The sequence below is a fragment of the Reichenbachiella sp. genome, assembly GCF_039969095.1.
Taxonomy (GTDB): Bacteria; Bacteroidota; Bacteroidia; order Cytophagales; family Cyclobacteriaceae; genus Reichenbachiella.
On the sequence record NZ_JBDVOL010000010.1, the window covers coordinates 388,349 to 413,099 of the forward strand.

A 24,751-nucleotide genomic window follows, 5' to 3' on the forward strand; every position below is an offset into this window, starting at 1 on the left:
TAGAACGGACAACACTATGTTTTCGAAATATGAACACAATCAAAGTTATTAATGTTTTTTGATATATTGACTTACTCTTGATTATGTATTTTCTATGAGAATGACATTTAGATTCTAGCTTGGTCGCAATTGTATTGCAACTTTAATCTTTATTAACTTCTTTAGAAGGAAGGTAAAACTGGATAGCTACTAGCTGAAATTTTTTGCTGTACTGATTGAAGTGTTTTTTGAGCAGCCTCAGGAGCTAAAAGACTACCATCCACATTTGTATTGGGTGACGAGCCAGTTATTGAAACAGGACCCCATGCGACCGAACCTGAGAATTTAACTCTATGAATAAACTTTGACAGATGATTTGATGTTGCAATTGAAATGGACGCTCTACTAAACGAAATCAGAAACTGTGATTGCTGTGCTGTTCACCTGCCTCATGGCACCAGACCAGTCCTAGCTGCTCACTCTTCCAGTAAAATCGTAATCATCGGACAAGCCCCAGGAGCTAAAGTGCACAAAACAGGCGTGCCATGGGATGATAAGAGCGGAGAGAACTTAAGGTCCTGGCTAGGAGTGGATGAGCCGACATTTTATGATCCAGAAAAAATCGCTTTGCTTCCAATGGGATTTTGTTACCCAGGAAAGGGTAAATCTGGAGACTTACCGCCTAGACATGAATGCGCACCGCTGTGGCACGATAAGGTTTTGTCACAATTGAAGGAGGTGCAGTTAACTTTATTGATCGGGCAGTATGCTCAAAACTATTATTTAGGAAATAACGCTAAAAAGACCTTAACCGAGACCGTTCGAAATTTTCAAGAGTATTTACCAAATTACTTTGTCTTGCCGCACCCCTCTCCCCGAAATAATATCTGGCGAGCTAAAAATCTTTGGTTTGATGAAAAGGTGCTGCCTCAATTAAAACAAAAAGTAAAAACCATTTTGTAGAAAAGAGTAGCACATACCGGCTGCATGTGCTAGCTCTTAATTTACTTGATAATTAATCTTTGGATTTGTTGGTTATTGGCTTGTGACACGACTACTTGATATACGCCTATGTCCATTCTGGTGTTAGAGCGTATCTGATGATTAGAAATACCCAAGATGGCTTCAATCGTTTCACTATGAACTAAATGTCCCATCAAATCATAAATCAAGATTTGGATAGGGGTGTTTTCATCACCGCTGGCAATTCTCATATTGATATTGTATTCATCTGTTGGGTTGGGAAATAGCGTGAGTTCCATTCCTGATCTGAACTGATCATTGTCGATTGCAATTGGATTGTAGACCGTATATGTGCCGTCGTAATCCACTTGAACTAAGCGATAATAAGATACGCCAAAGTAAGGGTCTTCATCCAAATGGCTATAGCTCATTACTTCGTTGACTGTTCCATTTCCATCTATTTTCCCGATCACTTCGAAAGCAATTCCGTCGCCTGATCTTTCTAGTTCGAAATAATCATTGTTTAGCTCACTGGCGGTTTGCCAATGAATTTCAATTCCTGCATCTGTAAGTAATGCATCAAAACTCAATAGCTCTACAGGAGTAGCAATGGCAAGTGCTTCTCCTGTATGATCCGAGAAGGAATCGTGTCCCGCATAGGCCAACACATTGGTTGCTACCGTCACAGAACCGCCAATGGCATCTCCTGAAGCAGAGAACTTTCTGGCTTTCAATGCTAGCTCTGTCCCAACTACATCGACTTGCTGATAAGTATATGAAACGTCATAATCTAGTGTGCCAGTGATGTCCTCATTATTGAGTGACCAATAGCGTGTGATATAATCATCCTGTTCTATGTTGGTGTGTTTAGTATCCCTCATATTGATGGTCACATTGGATGAGCTTAAGGTACCCTGATTCAAGGTGAAAGTAAATGGAGCAAATTCATCAGTATCACCAATAGGGAAGGTGTAAGCTGTGCTTAAAGCCGTAATTGCATGTCGAAGCACTCCAATATTATCTGCTACTATATAACTTGTAGCATCACCTCCTGAGATCGTAGAAGTGCTTGTGATGTTCAAATCATTAATGCCTAAATCAATGTTTCCAGAAGTCAAAGTAACTGTTCCATTGGTAGTGATACTAGATTGAAGATCAACATCGCCAGTCGCTTTATTGATGATCAAATTATTATAGGTTTCACCTCCGTCTGTGTCAACAATTTGATCTGCAGTACCATCAAAAGTAACAGTACCAGACCGTGGCAAGAAAGTAATCTCACTCATCCAGTCGCCTGCAATCGTAATATCATAATCATTTGTAGTACTTAACTCACGGGCGTCGAAAGTCGCTGCTAATCCAGATGCGCTGGTTAAATTCATGTCTCCAAGTATGACAATATCACCTAATAAGTATTTAACAGATCCAGCTGTACCTTCTGTGAATATGTTGTTGTAAGTCATACTTGTGACACATTGCTCTATCACATTAGGGTTTACGTATCCAATAGAACTACCTGAGGTAGCGACATCTACAGATGCAGTACCTTCAAGTGTAATACAGCCTTCTGAAAATTCAAGTGTTTGACCACTTAGATCTAAGGAAGCCCCAGTTTCAATGGTCAAAGACCCAACTACAGCATCTGCCGACATGACCATTGGGTGACCACTGACGATGGTTGCATCTGTACCTTCAGTTGGAACGATTCCTGTAGTCCAGGCTATTGGGTTATTGAAATCAAAACTAGCACCGGTAGTTTCAAATTTCACAAGTGCAAAAGTAAAGTAGTCGCCTGTGTTCAAGTCTAATCCATTGATGTTGACAATATTACCTCCAATATTAGTCAGTGGGTATGAATTGTCCACTGTATTGAAATCACCGTCGCTGTCAACCATGAGTACCCAAGTCAATCCACTTTCTGGTGGAGTAGGGAGGGCAGAGTTATCTATTTCCAGCGTCACTGTACCTACTTCGTTGGTTTCATCCACACGCCATTCTCTAGCTATTCTTCTTGTGCTACCATTTGGAGTTTCTGTTGTGGTCCAGGCCGTGGCATCCGCATTATCGTTGGCGAATAGGAGATAATCTCCATCTTCAAGGCTATTTGGATTTTTGACTGTTAAATAATCTTCAGACGTTGCTTCGACATGAAGATTAGTTGCATCTTCTTGTCCAATACCAATTAAGTTTCCGGTGAAACCACCACCACCATCGTAAGAATATTGATCAAGCGCACCGATATTGATATTATATCTTGCCGACAGATAATTGGTTGTTATGATTCTTTGGGCATTGTTGAGCTTATTATTATAGACCAATACCTCTGCCATATCTCCAGTGAATCCATTAGCACTGGATGCTAGTGCTCCTAATGTTCTACTGCCGCTAATCGCCGTAGGTGTATAGGTCGTACTTGCTTGAGCTACCCCATTGACCGAGTATTCCGCATTGTTGCTGCCACTTTCAAGATTTAACTGGAGAATATTCGCGCCAGTGATGGCTAATTCGTTACCTGTCCAGCCATTTTGATCTAGAAATGCACCACTAGCATGATGATATCCAATAGCCAAATCTTCGGCTGCAGTTCCATCGGCGTGAAAGAGTACTTGATCTGTAGTTGTTGCCGAATTAGTCACGAAGAAAAAGTCGAAGTCATTGGCGCTTTCCGTCAAGGCATTGGCTGATAGATATTGGGAGCCATCAAAACTTACGGTAGCAAGACTATTAATATTGGTACTGGTACTTGGTGAAACCCCACCATTCAAGTCATTGTTATTTCCTGAAATATCAGTCCAAGTAGCTCCATCATACTGATCTCCTCTCAACCAAAGTACATTATTTGTCGAATTACCGACTCCACCAGGGCCAGTGCCGCCCGCTGCATCATTGTCAATGATAGTGATGGTATGTACCTGATTAGTGCCCAATGTGGCCCCACTAGGGTTACTAATAGTTACGGTTATGGTTTCTGCCGATTCAGATAAGATATCGTCAACCAATGTAACCAGAATATTTTCATCCATTTCACCTGCACTTATGACAAGTGTACCATCTGCCAGCGTATAGTCTATTCCATCCGTGGCTGTCCCAGCTGTGACGCTGTAGTCTATAGTAACATCGGCTACTGAAGTGGTACTCAACGATACTTCTATAGTAGCTGTTCCACTTGTCTCTGAAGCAAAAGAAGAAGTTTCTGTATAGGCCACAGTAGGAGCGGTGTCATCATCTGTAATGGTATAGGTGTAGCGATCATCTGTACCCAACTGTGCATTGTTAGGATTGGTCAAATCAATCGTAATAACCTCAGTATTTTCATAAAAGGTGTCATTCACAATATTGATATCAAAAGTAGCTGTTGATTGATTGGCAGGTATCGTTACTGTGGTTGTTGATAAAGTGAAATCATCAGTTTCAGTTGCTGTATTCCCAATAGCCACCAGTTCCAAATCCACGGTCGTCGGATTGGACGGGTCGACGACATCTACCTCCACAGTCACTGTTTTACTTGCTACTGATTCCAGCTGAGTATCGCTTAGTGGAGTAGAAAAAGAGATGGCTCTTGTATTGTCATTATCATGAATGGTGTAGGTATGTTCGGATATACTTCCAAGCGATACATTGGCCGATGGTGTAGTCAACGTGATTGTAATGGTTTCATCATTTTCCAATACGTTATCATCTATTACACCAGGAATAATGTTGGCACTCATCTGACCCTCAGGTATAGTCAGTGTTCCTGCTGTCAATAGATAATCTACATTATTGCCTTGCGCACTGCCACCAGTAGCTGCATAGTTTACAGTTACATCATTTCCCATGGTAAAATTCAGAGAAACTTGAATGTTAGGATTAGCAACATTCTCATTTCCATCTGAGCTACTCAGACTGAATTGTACTACAGTTTGACCCACGCCTAACGTAATAAATGTGCCGTCGGCTAGTGTGATCGGGTCTGTAACATGAAATCCAAAAATAGGTGAGTACTCCAATTGATAAGTAGTGGCTCCAGATCTAAAATCACCATCTGTATCGGTCCAAACCACATATTGGTCATAACCATTAGGAGGCACGGGCAATTGTGTCGTGTCTATTTTAACGATCACTGTGCCTGGAGTACCTGTCAAATCAGTTCTCCATTCTCTTGATATTCTTCTTACATTGGATCCGCTATTAGGTGCTTCTGTGGTAGTCCATGTCAGCTTGCTACCACCGTCGTGACCAGCGAAAACATAGTCTCCATCACCTAATGAGCTAGCCCCACTGAGCATTAGTAAACTATCAGACATGGCTTGCAAATGTTGACCATCAGCTTCTTGTCCTATGCCCACTACATCTGCGCCATAAGTGCCGTCATAACCATACAAATCCGTATTGACAGCTATTCCATATTTTGAGGATAGATAGTTTTCAACAATGTTTTGTTGAGCTGTATTAAGCGGTTTTTTATAGATAATAAACTCCGACAAATCTCCTTCAAAGTCCGCGGTAGATTCTCCAGTTGCTCTACTGGCAACACTAAAATCATTGCTAAGGCCCATGACCGCAAAATTATTGTCACTTGCAAGTGCAGTTCCATCGCGTCTCACTTGAGCATTTGGCGTGGCTTCAGCATCGAAGATCCATGTAGTTATGTCTATATCCGTACTAGAATTTCCTGCAAGGAAGTCCCCGCTATTTAAATAGTACAAACCATTGGTGCCTTGATTTAGACTGAAATTACCACTTGCTGCTGTTGTAGTTTCTGCCAAGTATTGACCACCAGTTTGTTGTGCAACAGTAAAGAAAGAATAATTTGACAGGGAGTTGCTAAAGTTGGCTGGAGCTCTGTATCCTTGGGTAGCATTCGAAATGGTAATTGTACCATTGCCATTGAGACCAGTAGCATCGTAAGTGGATGCAATACCTACTGCTGTAAAATCATAGTTGTTGCCAGATCGGTCTGTCCATGTAGTGATGGTAGCACCATCAGTTGGCCCGCTTACTCCGGTTCCATTAATATTTTCTGCATCAAGCCACAATTGATTGCTCTTCTTTCCACCCACACCACCAGGTCCATAGAACCCGTACTGCGCATCATTGTCTATTAAAGTGATGGTATGTTGGGTCTGAGCACCTAAAGTTGCTCCAGTTGGGGAGCTAATATCTATGATAATGGTTTCGGCGCTTTCCTCTTCTGTATCATCTGTTAAAGCAACATTGATGGATTTGATTTGATTACCAGGAGCAATGGAAAGTGTGCCATCCGCCAAGGCGTAGTCTGTACCAAACCCAATAGCAGTTCCGCCTGTTACAGCATAATCAACTGTCACAGTTTGTCCTGAAGGATTTGATAGTTCCACAACTATTTGAGCGATATTTCCTCCTTCATCTATGGTAGTAGCAGCATCTTGAAATTCTAGAGAAACAGGGCTGTCGTTGTCTTGAATGGTATAAGTATAGACTGCATTTGCACCTAAATTGGCATTCCCTGGACTAGTCAAACTGATTTCAATCGTTTCATCAGCTTCATCCAACACATCGTCCAATACACTAAAGTCAAAAGTCACGCTACTTTCTGTAGCTGCAATTCTTACCGTATCAGCAGTAAGCGTATAATCTGGGGCAGGCGAATCTTCAGCTGTTCCTCCTGTTACAGACAGGTAGGCTTTGGTTTCATTGACTGGGTCGGGATTATTCAGTTCAATGGTTAACTGAATATCTGTGACACTCTCATCGCCCGCGGATGCAGCTGCAGAAAATTGAATGTTTCGTCCATTGTCGTCGTCATTGATGGTGTAAGTATGAATGCTATCTGCACTGTATCTAAATCCTGAAGGGACATTCCTAAGCTTAATGATAATGGTCTCATCTGATTCCACCAGACCGTCATTATTAATTCCTAACGGAAGGGAAGTACTAGTTTGACCAGCCAAAAATTGCAATGTACCAGTGGCTGCTGTTGAATAATCTACATTTCCACCTGTGGCTGTACCACCAGTTATGGCATAATCAAAGTTGATATCCGTATTATAGGCATAATTTAGACTGATGGCTACATTTTCAGATGTACTTTCTAATCCATTTGAATTCGCTAAATTAAATTCAATGGTACGAATAATGATTCCCACAGAAACATAATCTCCAGATGCAATTGGAACTTCAGAAGCCTTGTATTGGCCATCAACTAATGTTGTTTGGTAAACAGTAGCTCCATCAGTGAAGTCACCATCAGCATCCACAAAAATCACATAATCTTCATAACCTGAGATGATTGTAGGTAGCAAATCAGTATCAAGCGCAATTGTAATTGTCCCCGGATCATTGTTTAGGTCGAATCTCCATTCTCTGGATACTCTTCGTATACTATCTCCTTCAGGTGTATCTGATGTTACCCAAGAAGCAATAGACGCATTGTCATGTCCGAATAGCACATAGTCATCGTCCGCTAATGTACTGGCATTACTTATTGTAATTACGCCTGCCTCTGCAGCCACATGCTGGTCAGTAGCAGAAGTCTGTCCAATTCCCGCTACTTCATTGCCATGGGTATTATCAAATACATATAAATCCGTAGCTACAGGAATGTCATATTTAGATGATAAATAGTTGTTGATGATGTTGACCTGTGTATTATTGACTGGTCTGGTAAACATGATCAACTCAGCTATATCTCCTTGAAATGGATTTGTTTCTTCTCTTCCAATATAAAAATTGTAATTGGAATGATTGGTAAAAGGGTTTGAATTGGTGGCTGTCTGACCAATAATTCCGTTATTTCTCCAAACGATTGAGCTATCAGAAGTGATTCGGTGAGCAAAGATGCTGTGATCACCATTGGCCCAAGCTGAAGGGTATGTGTTACTAATATTCACTCCTGAAATATCAAAGTCGTAATTTCCGGTGCCAGGTATATCTGCGGAAATATTGTTCGTACCTGTGGCGCCTGTAGCTGCTGTAGCTGTGGAATAGGCATTGGATTGTTGAGATAAATTATCTGTTCTCGTGACAATGAAGAAAGTAGCTTCATTGTATGGAAAAGTAGAAGCTGCCAAAGTGGAGTTAGAAATTAGCGCATCATTTACATTGGCAAAACTTATCTCTGCATGTCCGTTTACTGCATCTTCAATTTTTGAGGGGCTAGTTCCAACAGGGGTAAAGTCTAAGCCTGTAATAGTTGGAACGGCATTGTCCCAGTTAGTAACATCAGTGCCTGTAGTGGCAGCTGAATCTGCAGCCAACCATAATTTTAGCGTTTTTGAACCATCAAATTCACCAACTCCACCTGGTCCATTGTACCCCAAGTCATCATTGTCATTGATGGTCATGGTATGCTGTGTATTTGACCCTAGTGTTGCGTTCGTAGGGCTGCTGATATCCAAAATTATAGTTTCTAAAGCCTCCAAATCAATATCATCCACGATACTCAAAGTGATATTGGTATTCAAGTCTCCTGCAGTAATGGTTGCCGTACTAGAAGGAATAATAAAATCAACATTGTCTGTACCAGTGGAGCTGCCATTCAATCCATATTGCACTGTGACGTCATTTCCAGACTCCGCATTAAGTTGAAGCCCAATGGTTACGGTGGCGGTCCCTTCATTGATACTAGATTGTGTGTCAACAAAATCAATTTCCGGAACATTATCATCATCTTGAATAGTATAAGTAATGGTGCTGTTGCTTCCTATTTTTGCGTTTGAAGATGGGTTTGAAATGGTTAAAATGATAGTTTCATCTACCTCGTCCAGCAAGTCATTTGTTAATTCAATTTCAAAAGATGCACTGGTAGCACCTTGAGGAATGGTCACGGTTCCACTAGCCAAAGTATAATCTTCACCATTCACCGCTGTTCCACCTGTAGCTGTATATGTGGCAGTGGTTGTACTTGCATTATCAAATGGGTTAATAGACACAGTAGCAGAGAAAGTGCCATCATTTTCAGCAACAACACATCCTGTTCCTGCTACTTCTGTAAGTGGCAAATTATAAAATGTTGAGCTTTCTATTTGATTGTTGTATTCTGTTTGAATTCTTTCTGGAGATAACAATCCGTTATATACTCGGACTTCATCCACAATACCAGTGAATCGATTACCAGTTTCTCCTGAGAGTGTTTCACCACCAATGGCTGCACTACCGACATCTACACCCATTTGAGAGGTGTGTGAGACGTTGGCTGCTTCTTGTCCATTTACATAGATGATTCTGCTACCACCCGCATTGTAGTCAGCTACACCACTAACGAAATTCCAGGCTGCGGCTGTAGCAGCCTGACCTGCTCCACCGTCTACAGATATTGGATTGGTGCCTCTGCTATAAAATCGTACTCGTCCACTACCTGGATCACCAATGGATAATGCATACCCTTGGGTATTGTTATCATCGTCAATGAAAACCCTTGACCCTGCATTGACATTAGTAGGGTTGACCCAAGCCGTGATTGAAAAATCTTGCTGTAGATCTGGAAAAGATGCCAATTCGATAAAGTCTCCTACGCCGTCAAAATCACGTCCATTTCCAAATCGACCAGTTATCACATCAGTCCCGTTGTTTGTTCCATCGTATTCATTGGTAGTTGCATCTTCTTCATTGTCGTGCAAGTGCCACACACCTAGATATTCATCCCAAACCCTATTACTGGATGGGTCTGTGGTAATGTCTGAATTGCCATAATACATTTCGATGTTCGTGTCGTCATCAAAATCAAGTGTAGGCAAGAGTACCCAGGCAACAAAGTCACCGTTTCCAGAATTGAAATACTCAATGTCATGGTCAAGCCAGAAGGTACTGTCTTGATATTTGAAATAGATATCATAACCGTTTGCATTTTGGACATTGGCAGCGAGATCTGCATCTCCTGCAATATTCACGAGCAGAGGGAAATTGGTTAAGTCTGCTGATCCAATGACTTCGCCACTATTAATGGTCAAAACTTTGCTGAATCCAAACTCACAAGCAGCATTGAAAAAGATATCTCTGGTGTTGTCGTCATCAGAAATAGTGTAAGTGAAACTGGCTTGTGCACCCAACTGTACGTTGGCTGAAGGATTACTAAGTGTGATTATAATGGTTTCATCCCCTTCTTTAATGGATTCATCAATGATGCCTAAATCCAAAGTAGATGAAGCTTGTCCTTCCAGGATAGTAAAAGTTCCGGTTGTAGCCGTGGCATAGTCTACCCCTCCGGAAGTGGCTGTACCGGTAAGGGTGTAATCCATGGTGATGGTAGATCCGGCAGCATAATCTAGTTGTACTGTAACTAAGCCCTGATTTGATTCAGATGATATTATTCCCGAAGAACTAAATTCTGCCGTTCGTTTTAATAGTGCAAGTGTAACATAGTCTCCTTTTGTAACTGCTATAGATTCTGTGGTGTACTCACCAGAGATTAAAGTTGTAGGATATACGGCGGCTCCTGACGAAAAATCACCATCCGCATCTACCAAGATAACGTACTCATTGTACCCAGCTGGTTCAGTAATCACTAAGTCTGGATCAATTGAAATCGTAATTTCTCCTGGTGTCCCAGTAAGGTCAAATCTCCATTCACGATCTAATCTTTGGAAATCTCCAGCAGGAATATCAGTTGTCGACCAAGTAGTTATGTCTTCATTGTCATGACCAAAAAGTACATATTCATCATCATCCAAATTGGTTGGTGCACTGATGGTGATGGCTCCTGCTTTTGCAGCTACGTGAGATTCACCACTTGTCTGTCCGATACCAGCCACTTCGAAGGAATGAGTGGCTTGCCATACATAATAATCATTAGTGATAGGTAGGTCGTATTTTGCTGACAAATAGTTGTTGATAATAATGCGTTGTGCTTCATTGATTGGTTTGGTAAAGAGGAGAAATTCTACAATATCTCCTTGGAAATCATTTGTTTCTGTCTGACCAAGCTGGAAGAAATTTGAAGTATGATTAACAAATTCGCTTGTACCTGTATTTGAGCCAATCTGAGTATTGTTTCTCCAAGCTGTTTTCGTACCCCCCGCTGCAGCTTCTGCACGATAGGTGAAAATACCATACTCTCCAACCCAAGTTGGATCATAAGTTGCATTTAAACGACCGCCGTTATTCCAATTACCAATATCAAAATACCAAGTATTGTTCCATGGAAGGTGAGATCCAAATCGATTGACTGCTTGTCCTCCTGTTTGCGTAGTTGAAGTACCATAGCTATTTGCCTGCTGAGCCATGTTATCGTGTCTGGTTACGATAAATGAAGTTGCCTCATTGTATGGGAAAGTTGATGCACTCAGTACGCTATTGGTTGCTAAATTGTCTTGCGCATTATTAAAGCTGATTTCTGCATGGCCGTTGAGTGTTTCACTACCGTCGTAACTAACATAATCTGGATCTGCTGCCGGAGTAATCATGTCGTAGTCACTGTTGCCCACCAGATTTTTTAAGTCTGTTACTTTTCCACCTGATACTGTAGCAGAATCTGCCATATACCACATGGTCAAGGTTCCCGATCCATCCTTGTATCCAACCCCTCCAGGACCGTCATATCCTAAATTATCATTATCACTAATGGAAATAGTAATGACATCATTGGTTCCGAGTTGAGCATCGGGCGAAGGTTGTGGGTTCGATAGAGTGATTTCAATGGTCTCTAGCGTTTCAATAGTCCCATCATCAATGATATTGGCAATAAAACTATTAGTTAGGCTTCCCTCAGGTATGACAATTGTTCCGGAATTCAAAACAAAATCAGAATTAGCGGTAGCGCTTCCTCCTGTTACTGTATAGGTAGCCGATAGATCTTGGCCAGCTGCTGTGTTGAGCTGAACAGGAATGTTAAACTGCGAAGTTCCTTCATTTACAGTAGCGGCGGTGGAAGTGAATTCTATTTGAGGTGCTACATCATTGTCAATGATGGTCAGTGTAATGGTATTGTTTGTTCCTAAGTTCGCATTAGTGGGAGAAGAGAGCGAAATTGTAATAGTCTCATCTGATTCATAAATCAAATCATTCGTGATTGACAATTCAAAGTAATTGCTAGTTTCTCCGATATTAATATCCACAGTACCAGAGGCTAGTGTATAATCAGATCCATTGATCGCCGATCCAGCTGTTGCGGCATAATTTACCTGAGTAAGCGATCCACTCGCTGCATTGATGGCAACTGTCAGCGCTACTGTAGTGGTAGACTCAGAAATATCAAACCCCGTGACTACTTCCTCTACGGGGTCAATAGTGAGAAATGTGCTGGGATCATCTTGGTTGTTGAATTCTGTAGCGATCCATGCGGCACTTCTGACCACACTTGAAATTTTCACTTCATCAATTGAGCCATTGAAATACCTTGCGCCTTCTCCTCCTATAGAGGCTACGCCTGCATCTGTGCTCATAATTCCAATATCTGATAAGTCAGAGATACTAGAGTTGCCATTGGCATAGATGATTCGGTCTAAGTTTGGACGGTCTATTACAAAAGATACATATTTCCATGTACCTGCAGTATAGGTGTAAGTGTCGTCTATATTGGCAGGGCTAAAACCTGTTCCGCGTAGTGTTCCCCTGATTCGCTCATTTCCTGCTTGACCATAATTCAAGAAATAACCTGAATTGTTAGCATCATCTGAAAAAAGCATACCATCCTGAGACGCTGCTCCGGCATTAATCCACATGGATATGGTGAAGGCTCCATCAAGATTGGGAAATGTATTCAGGTTAATCTGGCTACTCCCATCAAAGGATTGGCTTCTACCTGTCTTTCCTACTGCATCTGCTGAACCTGAATTGGTTCCGTCATAACCATTGATCGTCGCATCTGCAAAATCATCTGCTCCCATGTGATAAACTGCATGATAATCTACCCAAGTGCTAGTTGAAGAGGGGTCGGTTACCACACTGGCGTTGCCATAATACATGTCGATTTCAGTATCCTGATTATAGCTCAAGGATGGAATTTTCACCCAGGCCACATATTCTCCTGTGGCTCCATTGTAATATTCCAAATCGTGATCCAACCAAACTACAGAGTTGGCCAATGTAAATCTGACATCATAACCGGAAGTGCTTTGAATTTTGCCTGCTGTGGTTTCAAAATCCGCATCTGTGAAAGAAATCATCACCGCAAAATCATCCAGGTTGGAAGAGCCAGATACCTCACTACTGTTTATGGTTATATTCTTTTTATAGCCATAGCTAAAAGGTGCGTCGAATTGTATGGTTTGAGTGTTGTCGTTGTCATTAATAGTATAGGTGTGGGTTGTATTACTCCCTAAAATGCCGAATTCTGGATTGGACAATTCTATAATAAAGGTTTCGTCAGATTCTACATCCCCATCTGCTACAATGGCAGCTGTAGTGATGTCCGCTGAAGTACTTCCCTCAGGGATGGTAATGGTGCCATCAGTAAAAGTGTATTCTGTGCTGATTACTGCTGTACCACCGATAATGGCGTAGTCGACATCAATATCAGCAGAAAGTACATAGTCTATATCTACAGAAAAGTCAGGAGAATTATTACCCTCTTCATCTCCAGCTGAATTAGATAGCGTAAATTGAATGTTTGGTCTGTATGCACCGACTGTAACATAATCCCCATCAGTGATTGTGATATTGTTGGATTCATAAACCCCTCCATTTAATGTCAACGGATATGGAATAGCACCACTGGAAAAATCACCATCATCATCAATCCAAAGAGTGTAAAAATCAAAATCTGTATTGAGAGCTGGTAAATTCGCTGGGTCAATAGAAATAGTAGTAGTACCTGGGGTATTGGTTACATCAAATCGCCATTCTCTGGCGATCCTCTCTAAGTTTGAATCTCCATTAATTTGCTCGGTTGTAGTCCAGCTAGAGGCATCTGCGCCATCATGACCAAACAATAACCAATCTCCGTCAGCTAGTGCTGATGGATTACTTATTCCAAGAATGTCACTCGAATAGGAGGAAGTATGCAAGTCTGCGCCGTTTTGACCAATGCCGGCAACATCTTCACCATGTGTATTTTCGAAAATATAAAAATCATTCGCTACGGATAATCTGTACTTAGCAGCAAGATAGTTTTCAATGAGAATTCGTTCTGCATTGTTTACCTTATACTGCCAGATGGCAAACTCTAAAATGTATCCATCCCATCCAGTTGTTCCACTATCTTTTGGGCCTCTACCAATGACAGCTTTTGATGCACCTGTCACAAGTCCGGATTGTATGGTGCCTTGATTTGTAGGAGCGTCTTGTGTCCCGTCAAGCCATAATTCGTTGAATTCTCCTTGCTGCCAAAGTCCAAGCATCAATTGGGGATCTACTGTGTGTGTATTATCTGCAGACTCATACTGATTTTGTCCTCCAGCCTCTATACCAAATTTGATCACATTATCACCTCCGCCATATGCTCCTGCATTATCATATCTCCAGGTAAACTCGTCATCAGCTCCATCAGGATCTTCCGAGTCGAAAATTCCCACATCGATGGTGGCTAATTCATCCGATTGGATTAGTGTTAATAAGGTATATCCAGTTTGATTGTTTATGTAATTTTCACCATCCGCGTCTTCAAATCTTGACGCGTCACCATGAAAAAGAACCCCTGATTTTCCATTGATTGAGGAAAGACTTAAGGTAGGTCTCAAGCCTCCATTTCCAGCTATAGACGTAAAGTCATTGCCATTTCCAGATCTATCTGGCCAAGTTGTGATTTCATTTCCATCACCTACTCCAATGTCTGAAGCTCTTAGCCAAACTGGGAGATTTGAAGAATTGCCGACTCCTCCAGGTCCGCTTTGGCCGTATGTACTCGCTCCATGGCAAACTGCTATGCAGATTGCAATAATTATTTTTTTGCTGCTCATTATTCTTCTCAAGTAAACTGAAGGCAAGCTATTCAACAATACGTTGATTTACATCCGTAAATTGCTTTAATTACAAAAAACGTGTATTCCCCTAATACCCTAGAGATTTTTCCTATGAATGACCCAAATTTTTCGATAAATTTTTTTTAAATTGGATTATTTCGTTAAAATGTATGGATAATTGAAGTAATTATTGCACTATAAGATTATAAAAAAACTGAAGAAAAATTGATTTAATCGTTGGGTATAGTAGAATGTCCTCAAAAATATGGGATGATTGATTCCCGTTTTTTGTCAGGCTTATAGTATGAATCAAGTCAAAATCACATTCAATTGAATAGCATTATTTAGGAACATTAGATTTGAGATTAAAAGCAGCATGTACCGGCTGTACATGCTAGCTTTTGATTTACTTGATAATTAATCTTTGGATTTGTTGATTATTGGCTTGTTGGATAGTCATCAGATAAATACCAGACTCTAAGCCTGATGGAAGGTTGAGTAAATGATCAGAAAGTCCCAGTCTAGGAGAAATTTCTTCGCTGTGGACGTAATTTCCGGATACATCGTATAGTATGACCCGGATCAATGAGTTTTCATCTCCACTTGCAATTCGTAGGTTGGTGTTGTAGGAGTATGCAGGATTTGGGAAGATGGATACTTCGATTCCTTGCTGAAAGGAATCGTTGTTGACGTTGACTGGCTTAAATACCGCTCTAGTACCATCAAAATCTACTTGAGCAAGTCGATAATAAGAGATCCCAAAATAAGGTTGGTCATCCACGAAATCATAATCGATCCTTTCGTTTACTGTACCTTGACCAGCTACTTTCCCGATTACTTCATATTCGATGCCATCTGTAGACCTTTCTATTTCAAAATAATCATTATTGAGTTCTGACGAAGTAGTCCAATACAGTTCTACTTTTTTATCATTTAATGAAGCAGTGAACTCAACTAATTCTACTGGAAGGGCAGTTTCGGATTGTCCACCGAGAGTGAAAAAGCTGAGACTGATTGTAGTTGGGTTTGTAGTAATAATCCCTCCTGAAGCTGAAGCTCCTGATGAGAGGCCTTCACGTCCAGCATCAAACCAGTTGTCGTCATCATCGACACCATTGCCTCCACCCACATTGTCCTCAATCTGAACTACAGTAGTTTCATCAGGAGTTACTACTCCTGATTGGGAGCCATAGGTTAAACTAATGTTTGCAGATTGGTTTATAGAAGAGGGGTAGATCACCCAAAATTCGCTTGCAGAAACTTCCGTTTCTCCAAGATTGTCATAGTTATTACTTAGATAAGTAGTAGGGTTGGTTCTTTGATATCTAGCGGTCCAGTTTACGCCGCCAGTGTTGTCTTCTTGTATATTCACTGGTGCATATGTAGACTCATCTCCTGTGGGGAATGTAAAACTGGTATTAGCTGGCAGATTGTTTTTTGTAACTACTCCGTCAATGAAACTGGCAGAGCTTCCTCCAGTATATGTGGCTGCTGAACTAAAAACTAACTCGTTGGAGATCGTAAATGAACCGCTCCTGAAATCCGTGTTATCTGAAAGAATTACACCATCGAGTAGTTGAATGTTGTTACTTATCTCTAATTGGGTTCCACCAGTTAAATTAATCGCTGGATTAGCTGCTGTATTATTGATGACTACATTTTCTAAAACAATATCTCCAGTGATGTCTTGGGTGGTACTACCAATAAAACTGATCTGACCAGGACTACCAGCGGATGGAACTATCGTGGTGCTAGTTTTTGTCAAATTACCCAATAATTCCACATCACTATTGTCAGCACCAGTAAAGGTGCCTCCTAATAGACTTGTATTTCCTTCTATTCTAATCACTCCATCATTAGCCATATTGAAAGCTCCGTCATTCAGCGTCATGTCATTACCCACGGTAAGTTGACGTTCATCTGCCAGATCTAACGTTCCAGCATTGATGATTAAATTTTCACAAACATCAATATCACTATTAGATACAAAAGCTTTTGCTCCGTTTCCGCTGAGCGTAAGTTGCCTTACCTCATTAGACTCCACCATGATTGTATAGTCGCCATCACCTCCGTATTCCAGAGCCCCTCCTGAGCAGTCGAAGAAGTTTAAATAATCACCTGCAGGTAGTGCAGCAGTACTTCCGTCACTGTTTATTCGAATAGTTCCAGTTCCGCTCACCTGACCTAATATGTGTCCATTTGAGCCATCTATTTCCAGTACTCCGTCAGAAGGAATAATCAATCTACTGAAACTGACATTATTGACGTTCAGCGACATCGTAGTAGAGGAGGCTATTTCGATGGCACCTCCAATCACTGAATTCAAATCTGATTGTCTAATATCGCCACCTGAAAAGTCACCACTATCGTCATTGTCATAATAATAGTTATTGGCGTGGTCATAGTTGTTATTGTCAATTCCATCAAATATTAAGGCCTCAAAAGAATCAGGAATGCTTAGAGGATCTCCGGCGAAATATTCACCTGAGAAGTCACTTTCTCCAGGGATAGGGAAGGTAATGGTATTGTTTACATCATCGACAAAATCACCTGCACTTGGAAAAGGATTTTCCACAGCTAGATCAGGGTCAGAAAAAATAGCTCTTGCTCCCCGATATGTGCTTTCTGAATCTGTCCCAATTACATCATCGTCATAACTAGCAATTAGGTCAGCGTCGAATGAAGTAAATCCTGTTCCGTTGACCAACCAATGATATTGTAGTATGGCATCTTGGGTAGATTGATCTTCACTGAGCATGATTGGAGCTACTGCATTTCTTGGTCTGATTCTTAATCTACCAACGGTGGAACCAGAGTTTCCAGAACTAAAATCAACTTTGACTGGGGTGTAGCGATTTCCTTCTCCAACAGGGAATACAAAGTCCGAAGTCTCACTTATCGAAAACTCTTTCTCCATTCCAAAATCAATAATGGAACTGTTCGTCTGAATCTGATTCTCTTCTCCGAAATGTGTCAGTTCCGAGCCGTTTCCGTCGCCGTTGGTAATCGTTCCAGTAGAAGTAAATAATAGGAGAGCGGGACCAATATCTAAAATACCCTCTTCCAGTGTCAGGTTGTTGACTATTTGAAATTCTTGATTAGCGTCTGGTAATGATACTCCGTCATTGTTGTTGATGGTAAGGTTGCCAAAAACTCCTTCTGCGGCTGTTGATAACACCTGCTCACCATTGGTTCTATTGAATCTGATGCCGGCATCAACCAGATTACTTGTGGATGAGTGAGTGGCATTATTAGTCATACTCTGTCCTAAAAAGTCAATGAGATTGTCATTGTCAGCAAGGGTGCCTTCGGATAATTTAAATGTAGCACCTGCGATTTCAATATCTTTGCTAATACTCAAGGTTCCTTCATCTGACTTTTCAAAATTATAGAATTCAATAGCATCCGTATTGGTGCCATTTAAAAGAGCGGTTTCGCTATTGGGCACCTCAAAAGTTGTCGTATTGATACCTGCACTGTATGATGCATTATCATTGATCGTCATATCACCATTTAGGGTCAGGTCTAAATTGTTAGATCTAAACTCTACGTCGTTGCTCAGGATCAGATCACCACCAATGGTGAGATCTCGTGTTTTTAAACTAACTACTTCGCTTTCTACGCCAGAAGTACTTTGTATAGTGAGGTTATTTATAGCTATAGCAGAATTGATGCTAAAATTATCGTCATCTGCTTCATTGAGGTCGATCTCAATTGTTGACCCTGTTAAATCATAAGTTTCTGGCTCCAAAAGGAGAGATGCTTTGAGTGCATCTGTTGCTGAAGCTCCATTTTGATTCAAGAATCTAAGCGTACCTCCAGTATGGATAAAATTACTTCCTGTGTTGGTTACTTCGAGCATTCCTCTTCTGTAGTCACCATTGGTAGAAGCTCCAATTTCAACTGTTCCATCTGTGATCGATAGATCTAATATCCCTGATTCAGAGTAAAAGCCTCTTCTAATCTGTGAGCCTACTGACAGGGTAGAGGAGGCATTGTTTACTTCTATGATCGCATAGCCTGTAGCGGAGTATTCGATAAAATTGTTGCCGTTGCCAGCGCCAGAAGACATATCTAGATTACCCCCGCTTAAAATCAATGAACCGTCTAAAATCAACGCTGTATCATCACCTTCTATTTTTACAGTCCCCTGCATGAGTTCAAGACCAGCAGAGCCTGAGGAAGCGTCTGTGTAATTGAAATTTGGAATGCTAAAATCTCCAGTGTTCGCATCTGCCATCATTAAGTCGATTCCAGCATTGTCAAGTATCAATAAGCCTCGAACTAAATCAATGGGGTGCTCGATCGAAATGGTGATGTCTGGAAATGTGATTTCATCCTGTACAGTGACTGAATAGGTCTGATTGTCTTCTTTATCAATGATTAATTTGTTTAAAGTAATGTTTGTATTGAAGTCAGGAATAGAAGAATTTACCTCACCAACAAAAGTTAAATCAGCTTTTGTATTGGTATCCGAGTTATAAAAATTGATGACAGAGGCATTGGTATTGTTGACAACACTACCTGATAAGATTAAACTGTGTTCAAGGGAGCTAGCAGCATTTTCTACTCTGAGTTGATTGGAAGATGAATTGTCTCTAAAATCTATATTTCCTTCAACGGTGAGGGTTCTAGAAGTTCCAGTAGCCTGAAATTCAATAACATTAGTGCCACTACTGAATTCTAAATCACCTTTAATAAGCACATCTCCACCACTGGCGGAGGTGTTGAATTTTATACTGTTGGAGCCAATAAAATGCCTAATATCACCATTTACTACAATATCCACATCAGGGAGAGTGATATATCTATTGGTTCCACCAATACTACTTCCGCTGGCGTCGAATTGCAAGTTTGGATATTCGGTGACTGAATTGCTTATGGTATATCCATCGAAGTTGACGTTCCCAACGTTTCCACCAGCCATATCACTAATATTTACTGTGGTGCCTGGGAATTGTCTTGCATAGGTCCATATTGTGTTTGGAGCACTGACAAATTCACCAAAATCTCCATCAGGTAGCCCAGCTCCTACAAATTTAAGCTTTGATCCATGACCGCTTGTACTTGTAGGATCGCCAGCATCTGGGTCTTGGTTGGTTACGAAGCCCAAATTATGTAGTGATCTTTGTGCTTCACTATCTCCAAAAGTTACTAGCGAACTTTCTCCTGAATGATATCTCAGCACAACTAATTGTGCAATATTTATTACTCCATAGTTGGTATTGTCAGGGTCAACGGCAACAAGTCTGTTTGCTCCACCTGCACTTGAGCCCAGAATTACGATGTCTCCTTCTTGTGGCAATTCAGAAGCTAAAGTGAGTGCTGGTGAACCATTTGAATTTTCCGACCAAGTGTTTGGATCATGCCATTGTCCATTTTTCCGAGCATAAATTCTTCGTGGCGTGCCAGTAAATCGAGCAGCATCTCCAGCAGTAAAGTTGTAGTCACCCAAGGTGAGCCCGCCACCATCACCATTAAAGAGAATGGAATAATCGGTCGTTTCAAAATCTGGACTGGCTGTAGTAGCTACTGTATTGGCTTCAGAGCTTCTGGTGAAAGCTCCCCCGTCGAGCACTTTTCCAGATACATAAGTAGCTAGATTGGCTCCGCTGGAAGGATCATCATCATCATTTCCAAAAAATGTAATAGAGTTTATTTCTGGCTCTGTGTCGAATCCTTCGGTGCGTACTCTCCAATAAAAATCCAATACTTCAGTCGCTCCTACGTTGGTGGTTTGAAGAGCACCTTGCACAGGGTTTATAGTAATATAAGCTTCACCATCCGCTCCCAGATCCCCTACATCAGAAATACTTAGTAGGGCAGGCGTATATTTTGACGTGGCATCATCCAATCCAGTTAAACCTATTCCTATTGGAAACAAGAAATCATCATCATCCAAATTGTCAATGATTGTATTGCCGTTTAGGTTATTGGCTGAGCCGCCAGTAGGATTAGTTGCACTGGTTATTTTAAGGGTAAGACCTCCGTCAGAGCTATTGCCGTCAGTTACGATCATGTCTTCTACAGAAAAACAGCCATTACAATTCGAAAAATCGGCCTGTCCATTAAGCGATACATCTAATTCATCTACGGTTAGATTATGTGATCCGATATATAATCTTCCGTGTAAAATTTGTAGTCTTCGAATGACAACATCATTATCGAGTGAAATGATTTGATCTTGACAGTTCAATCTGAAGTTTCCAAATTCCGACCCTGGTTCAGTTTCAATCGTAAATGTGACAGGTCTAAATTTTAATAAAGCACCTATGTCAGTCACACCTGGTTCGAAAACCCCCAATTTTGCTGCGTTGTATACATTTCCGTAAAACCGAATAGTCCTTCTTCCTTGATCCAGCGTGCCTGATTCCATTCTGAAATTACTATTGTCTCCAGTTCTGAGAGAGTTCGAAACATTATTGTCTCCTGTATCTACATCTTTATTTGGAGCGTCTAGTAATAAGGTAGATTCATTCTCTTTCGCTACAGTGATATTGAAGAATACCTGTTCATTATTTTCTGTTCCATTACCTACAGAAGCTAAACTTACATTTAAGTTGGCCATAGTCAAAGTACCATCAATAGTGCCATCAAATATGGTTGTATTTTGATGTGATACTGGAACTGGAGTAGTATTCGAATTGGTAATATTTTCAGGTAATAAATTTTCATCTCCAAAAAAGTATTCGCCATCAAGGTTAATGGTGAAATTTCTACCAATAGTCACATCTTGTCCCAAATGATCAAACCGGACGGGGTTTGTACCATCTCCAATGGTCAAGTCATTTAATACGACTAAAGGTTGTGCAGTCATGATTTTATCAGCGCCAGATCCATCACCTGATTGTCCTCCTGCCAAGAATACAATATTGTCATCAGTGGTTTGAATGTTCACGGTAGTTTGGCCATCACCATCACTAATAGCAGCTCCAGCAGAGTTGGTCATTATCACATCATAAAATGGTGCTCTGGAAGTGACTTTGAAAGGAACCGTATTGTCCATATTCATAATCACTGTTCCTCCAGTTACTTCTATGTTTTGTGGATCCGAGTTAATGAAAATACCACCACCTAAATCATCTGTCGCGTCTTCATCGTTTGGCGTGCCAGTTGAGCTTGTTGTATTATAATTAGACCTTTGGATTTCGAGGGTTCCTCCAGACATTCTAAATACATTTTCTTCTTCTGGTAGGCAAAAAACGAAATAATCCTGTTGAGTACCACCTCCAAAAGTTCCGCTTGGACCTGTACCGCTACCACCATTCACGTACACATAACCGCCTGACTGTATATAACTTCCAATGTCATCTGTGGCTTGAATAGAGGTTCGAATTTGATTTGCATATAAGCTTCCACCTAATACTTCTATGACTCCAGCGTCTCTAATTGTTATTCCACTTGAAACCAGAAACTCAGCAATTCCAGAAGAAATTTTAAACGTACCATATGGCACTAATGCAGAGCCATTAGATTTAATTATTTCACCACCGTCAACCCACAATTGTGCAAGGGATGATATAGAATAGTTTCCACCATGGTTTAAAGTGAATTTCACATTGCTACCAAGCTTGGCTGTACCAGTTACCAGGGCAAAAGCATTGTTGTTGGTGCCACCATACCCTAGGTCAGAATCAATGGTATAATTAGCTCGTCCATATAGGTTGAAATTCCCATCCGAACTGGCGTCAATCGATAATGTATAGGCAGAAGATTCTTTGTCAATTTTAATTCTGTAAAAATTAGCTTGTGCATTACAACTTAATGTTTGGTCGGAAGTAGTATTTAAAAAATTCAGGTCTATAATTCCATCTGTCGCATCAGCGGTGAGGTTTGCTGCTACACGTTGTGTAAAGTTTGCTGTACCATTAATTGTAAAGTTTCCATAACTATTGAATTGATGCCTTTGATTTTCAGTTCCTGTGACTAGACTAGCATTTGCGGAGATGGTTACATTATTCACCACTTCAATAGTTAAATCGCTATTTACGAATGTGATATCGCTGTATGTTTCTAGATTATTACCATGAACTTGGAGTAGACCTTGTGTGATGTTTAAGTTTCTTGTAAGGAATAGATTTCTATGAAGAATAACCTTATCATCTGTATCACCCATGTTGATGGTCATATTCCTTGATATGGCTCCATTTGGGTCTGTAATGATATTACCACTTAGGTCTTGATTTAATACTAAAGGCACATCATTAGTGGCGGTATTGACTGTTAGTGTTCCTCCTAATAATTGATCCGCAAAGTCTGAGTAATCACCATCAGGAATATTTTCTATATAGGCAGTATTGCCAGTATTGGGATATCCTTGGATGGCCAAAGTCCCTGCACCTGAAATGTTGCCTAAATCATGCCCTATTGAGGTTAGCAGATTGAGTCTGCCTGAAGTTCTAATAGTCAAGTCTTGTATAATTACATCATCAAGAATTGTTGAATTATCGGATTCGTACATATTAACTGTACGTCCTGAGGTTATGACTACATTATCTCCTGCTCCTGGAATTTCGCTATCATCATTATCAAAAAGGGGTGTAGTAGCGCCGTCTAAGGTCCAAGTATTGGGGTCAGCCCACGATCCAGCCTGAAAAGAATACCAAGTTTGTTGAATGTCACCAAGAGGGCTTACACCATTGTCTAATGTAGCGAGTGTATAAAATTCACCGTCAGTTACAGAAATGTTAGCAAACGATATGGTATTCTCAGTGTCGTTAATAGTTGGGACAGTGGCTTCAACTGTCCAAGTGCCATTAGATGCAGTTGATCGTCTGATTAGCTTGTAGTTTGAGGCAGTTGCTAATGAAGCATCCTGCAATTCAGCATCATCCAAATCAAACGTAATATTAGTAGTTAGTGCTGTAGATGCGTCAGTTTGATCCAAAAACCACATGCGTTTCATTCTTGCCGGTTCAGTACCTGTTATTCCTGTGATATCATTATCTATAACAGCGTTATTAATATATCTGTGTCCAGCAAACAGATAATCTCCATCGTCAAGTCCTGCACTAGCCTCAAGTTGAATACCTTCATTGTTCGCAATGCTCACGAATTCGGTTCCCGAAAATTGACCAATGCCGAAAACTCCTTCAATGTGATTTTGATTGATATCCAAATCACCGGCATAAAAATCGTTTGGGGTGCTGAGTCCATATCTTGCGTTGAAATAATTTTGAATAATGATGTACTGTGCACTATCTATTTCTGTGTTGAAGACAAACATTTCTGCTATTTCTCCATCGTAGTACTGCCCTGACCCGTTACTACCTAGTCTGGAAACTTCGTCTCCATCCTCACCTTCGTAAGAAATTTGATTGCCAATTGTAACAGATTCAATTTCTTCATTATTATCAAATAACCAAAAATGTTCCGTGGTGGGATTGAAGCCAAATCGAGCCAAGTGAAAATTATCTACAGTAAAATTATCAGTCTTAGTACCTTCAGAAGATAATTTAGACCATGCAGGAGTAGATTCTCTGATAAATAGTTGAATGTCATTTAGTTGACCATTATCAGCGGGTGTGCCATTCCCTGCATTGGATACCATTGTAAGGAATGAACTATTTCCAGATACTCGTGGAAACTGAACAACATACCCAGAGTTAGATAAAGGTTGTTTGAAGACAACGAATATATCTCCTGTTATGGTAGGCTCACTCGCAGTATTTCCAAAGAAATCTTGGGTGGTTGCGCCAGTCAGGAATGTGCTTGAAGAAGAAACGAAGTCAATAGAAGGTTGTTCATTGATGTCCGTAGAAGCTGAATTGAAAGAAGGTCTGTTATTGGCATTTGACTGGGTCATGTCTCTACCATTTCCACTTAAATCTGACCAAGTTTGAACCTTATTATCTATTGTTGAAACACCTTGATCGGCTCTCAACCAAAGTTCAAGAGATGAAAGGCCATCTGTAGATCCAATCCCAGCTGGTCCACTTTGGCCGTATGTACTAACTCCATGACAAACTGCTATGCAGATTGCAATAATCAATTTTTTGCTGCTCATTATTCTT

The 24,751-nt window shown here is 40.7% G+C and carries 3 protein-coding genes; 1 reads left to right on the top strand and 2 read right to left on the bottom strand.

The annotated features are described in order from the left end of the window. Positions 1 to 372: 372 nt before the first annotated feature. Positions 373 to 942 carry a uracil-DNA glycosylase family protein gene (locus ABJH98_RS05005; RefSeq protein WP_348306532.1) on the top strand — a complete coding sequence of 190 codons (570 nt, stop codon included), beginning with the start codon at positions 373 to 375 and terminating at the stop codon, positions 940 to 942. A 41-nt stretch (positions 943 to 983) separates the two neighbouring features. Here ABJH98_RS05005 and ABJH98_RS05010 read toward each other — a convergent pair whose 3' ends face one another. After that, positions 984 to 14,735 (bottom strand): DUF2341 domain-containing protein, encoded by a 13,752-nt coding sequence (locus ABJH98_RS05010; RefSeq protein ID WP_348306533.1) that lies wholly within the window; start codon positions 14,733 to 14,735, stop codon positions 984 to 986. 409 nt (positions 14,736 to 15,144) lie between these two features. Next, on the bottom strand, positions 15,145 to 24,744 hold the full coding sequence (locus ABJH98_RS05015) for a T9SS type A sorting domain-containing protein (protein ID WP_348306534.1): 9,600 nt from the start codon (positions 24,742 to 24,744) through the stop codon (positions 15,145 to 15,147). Positions 24,745 to 24,751: the final 7 nt, after the last annotated feature.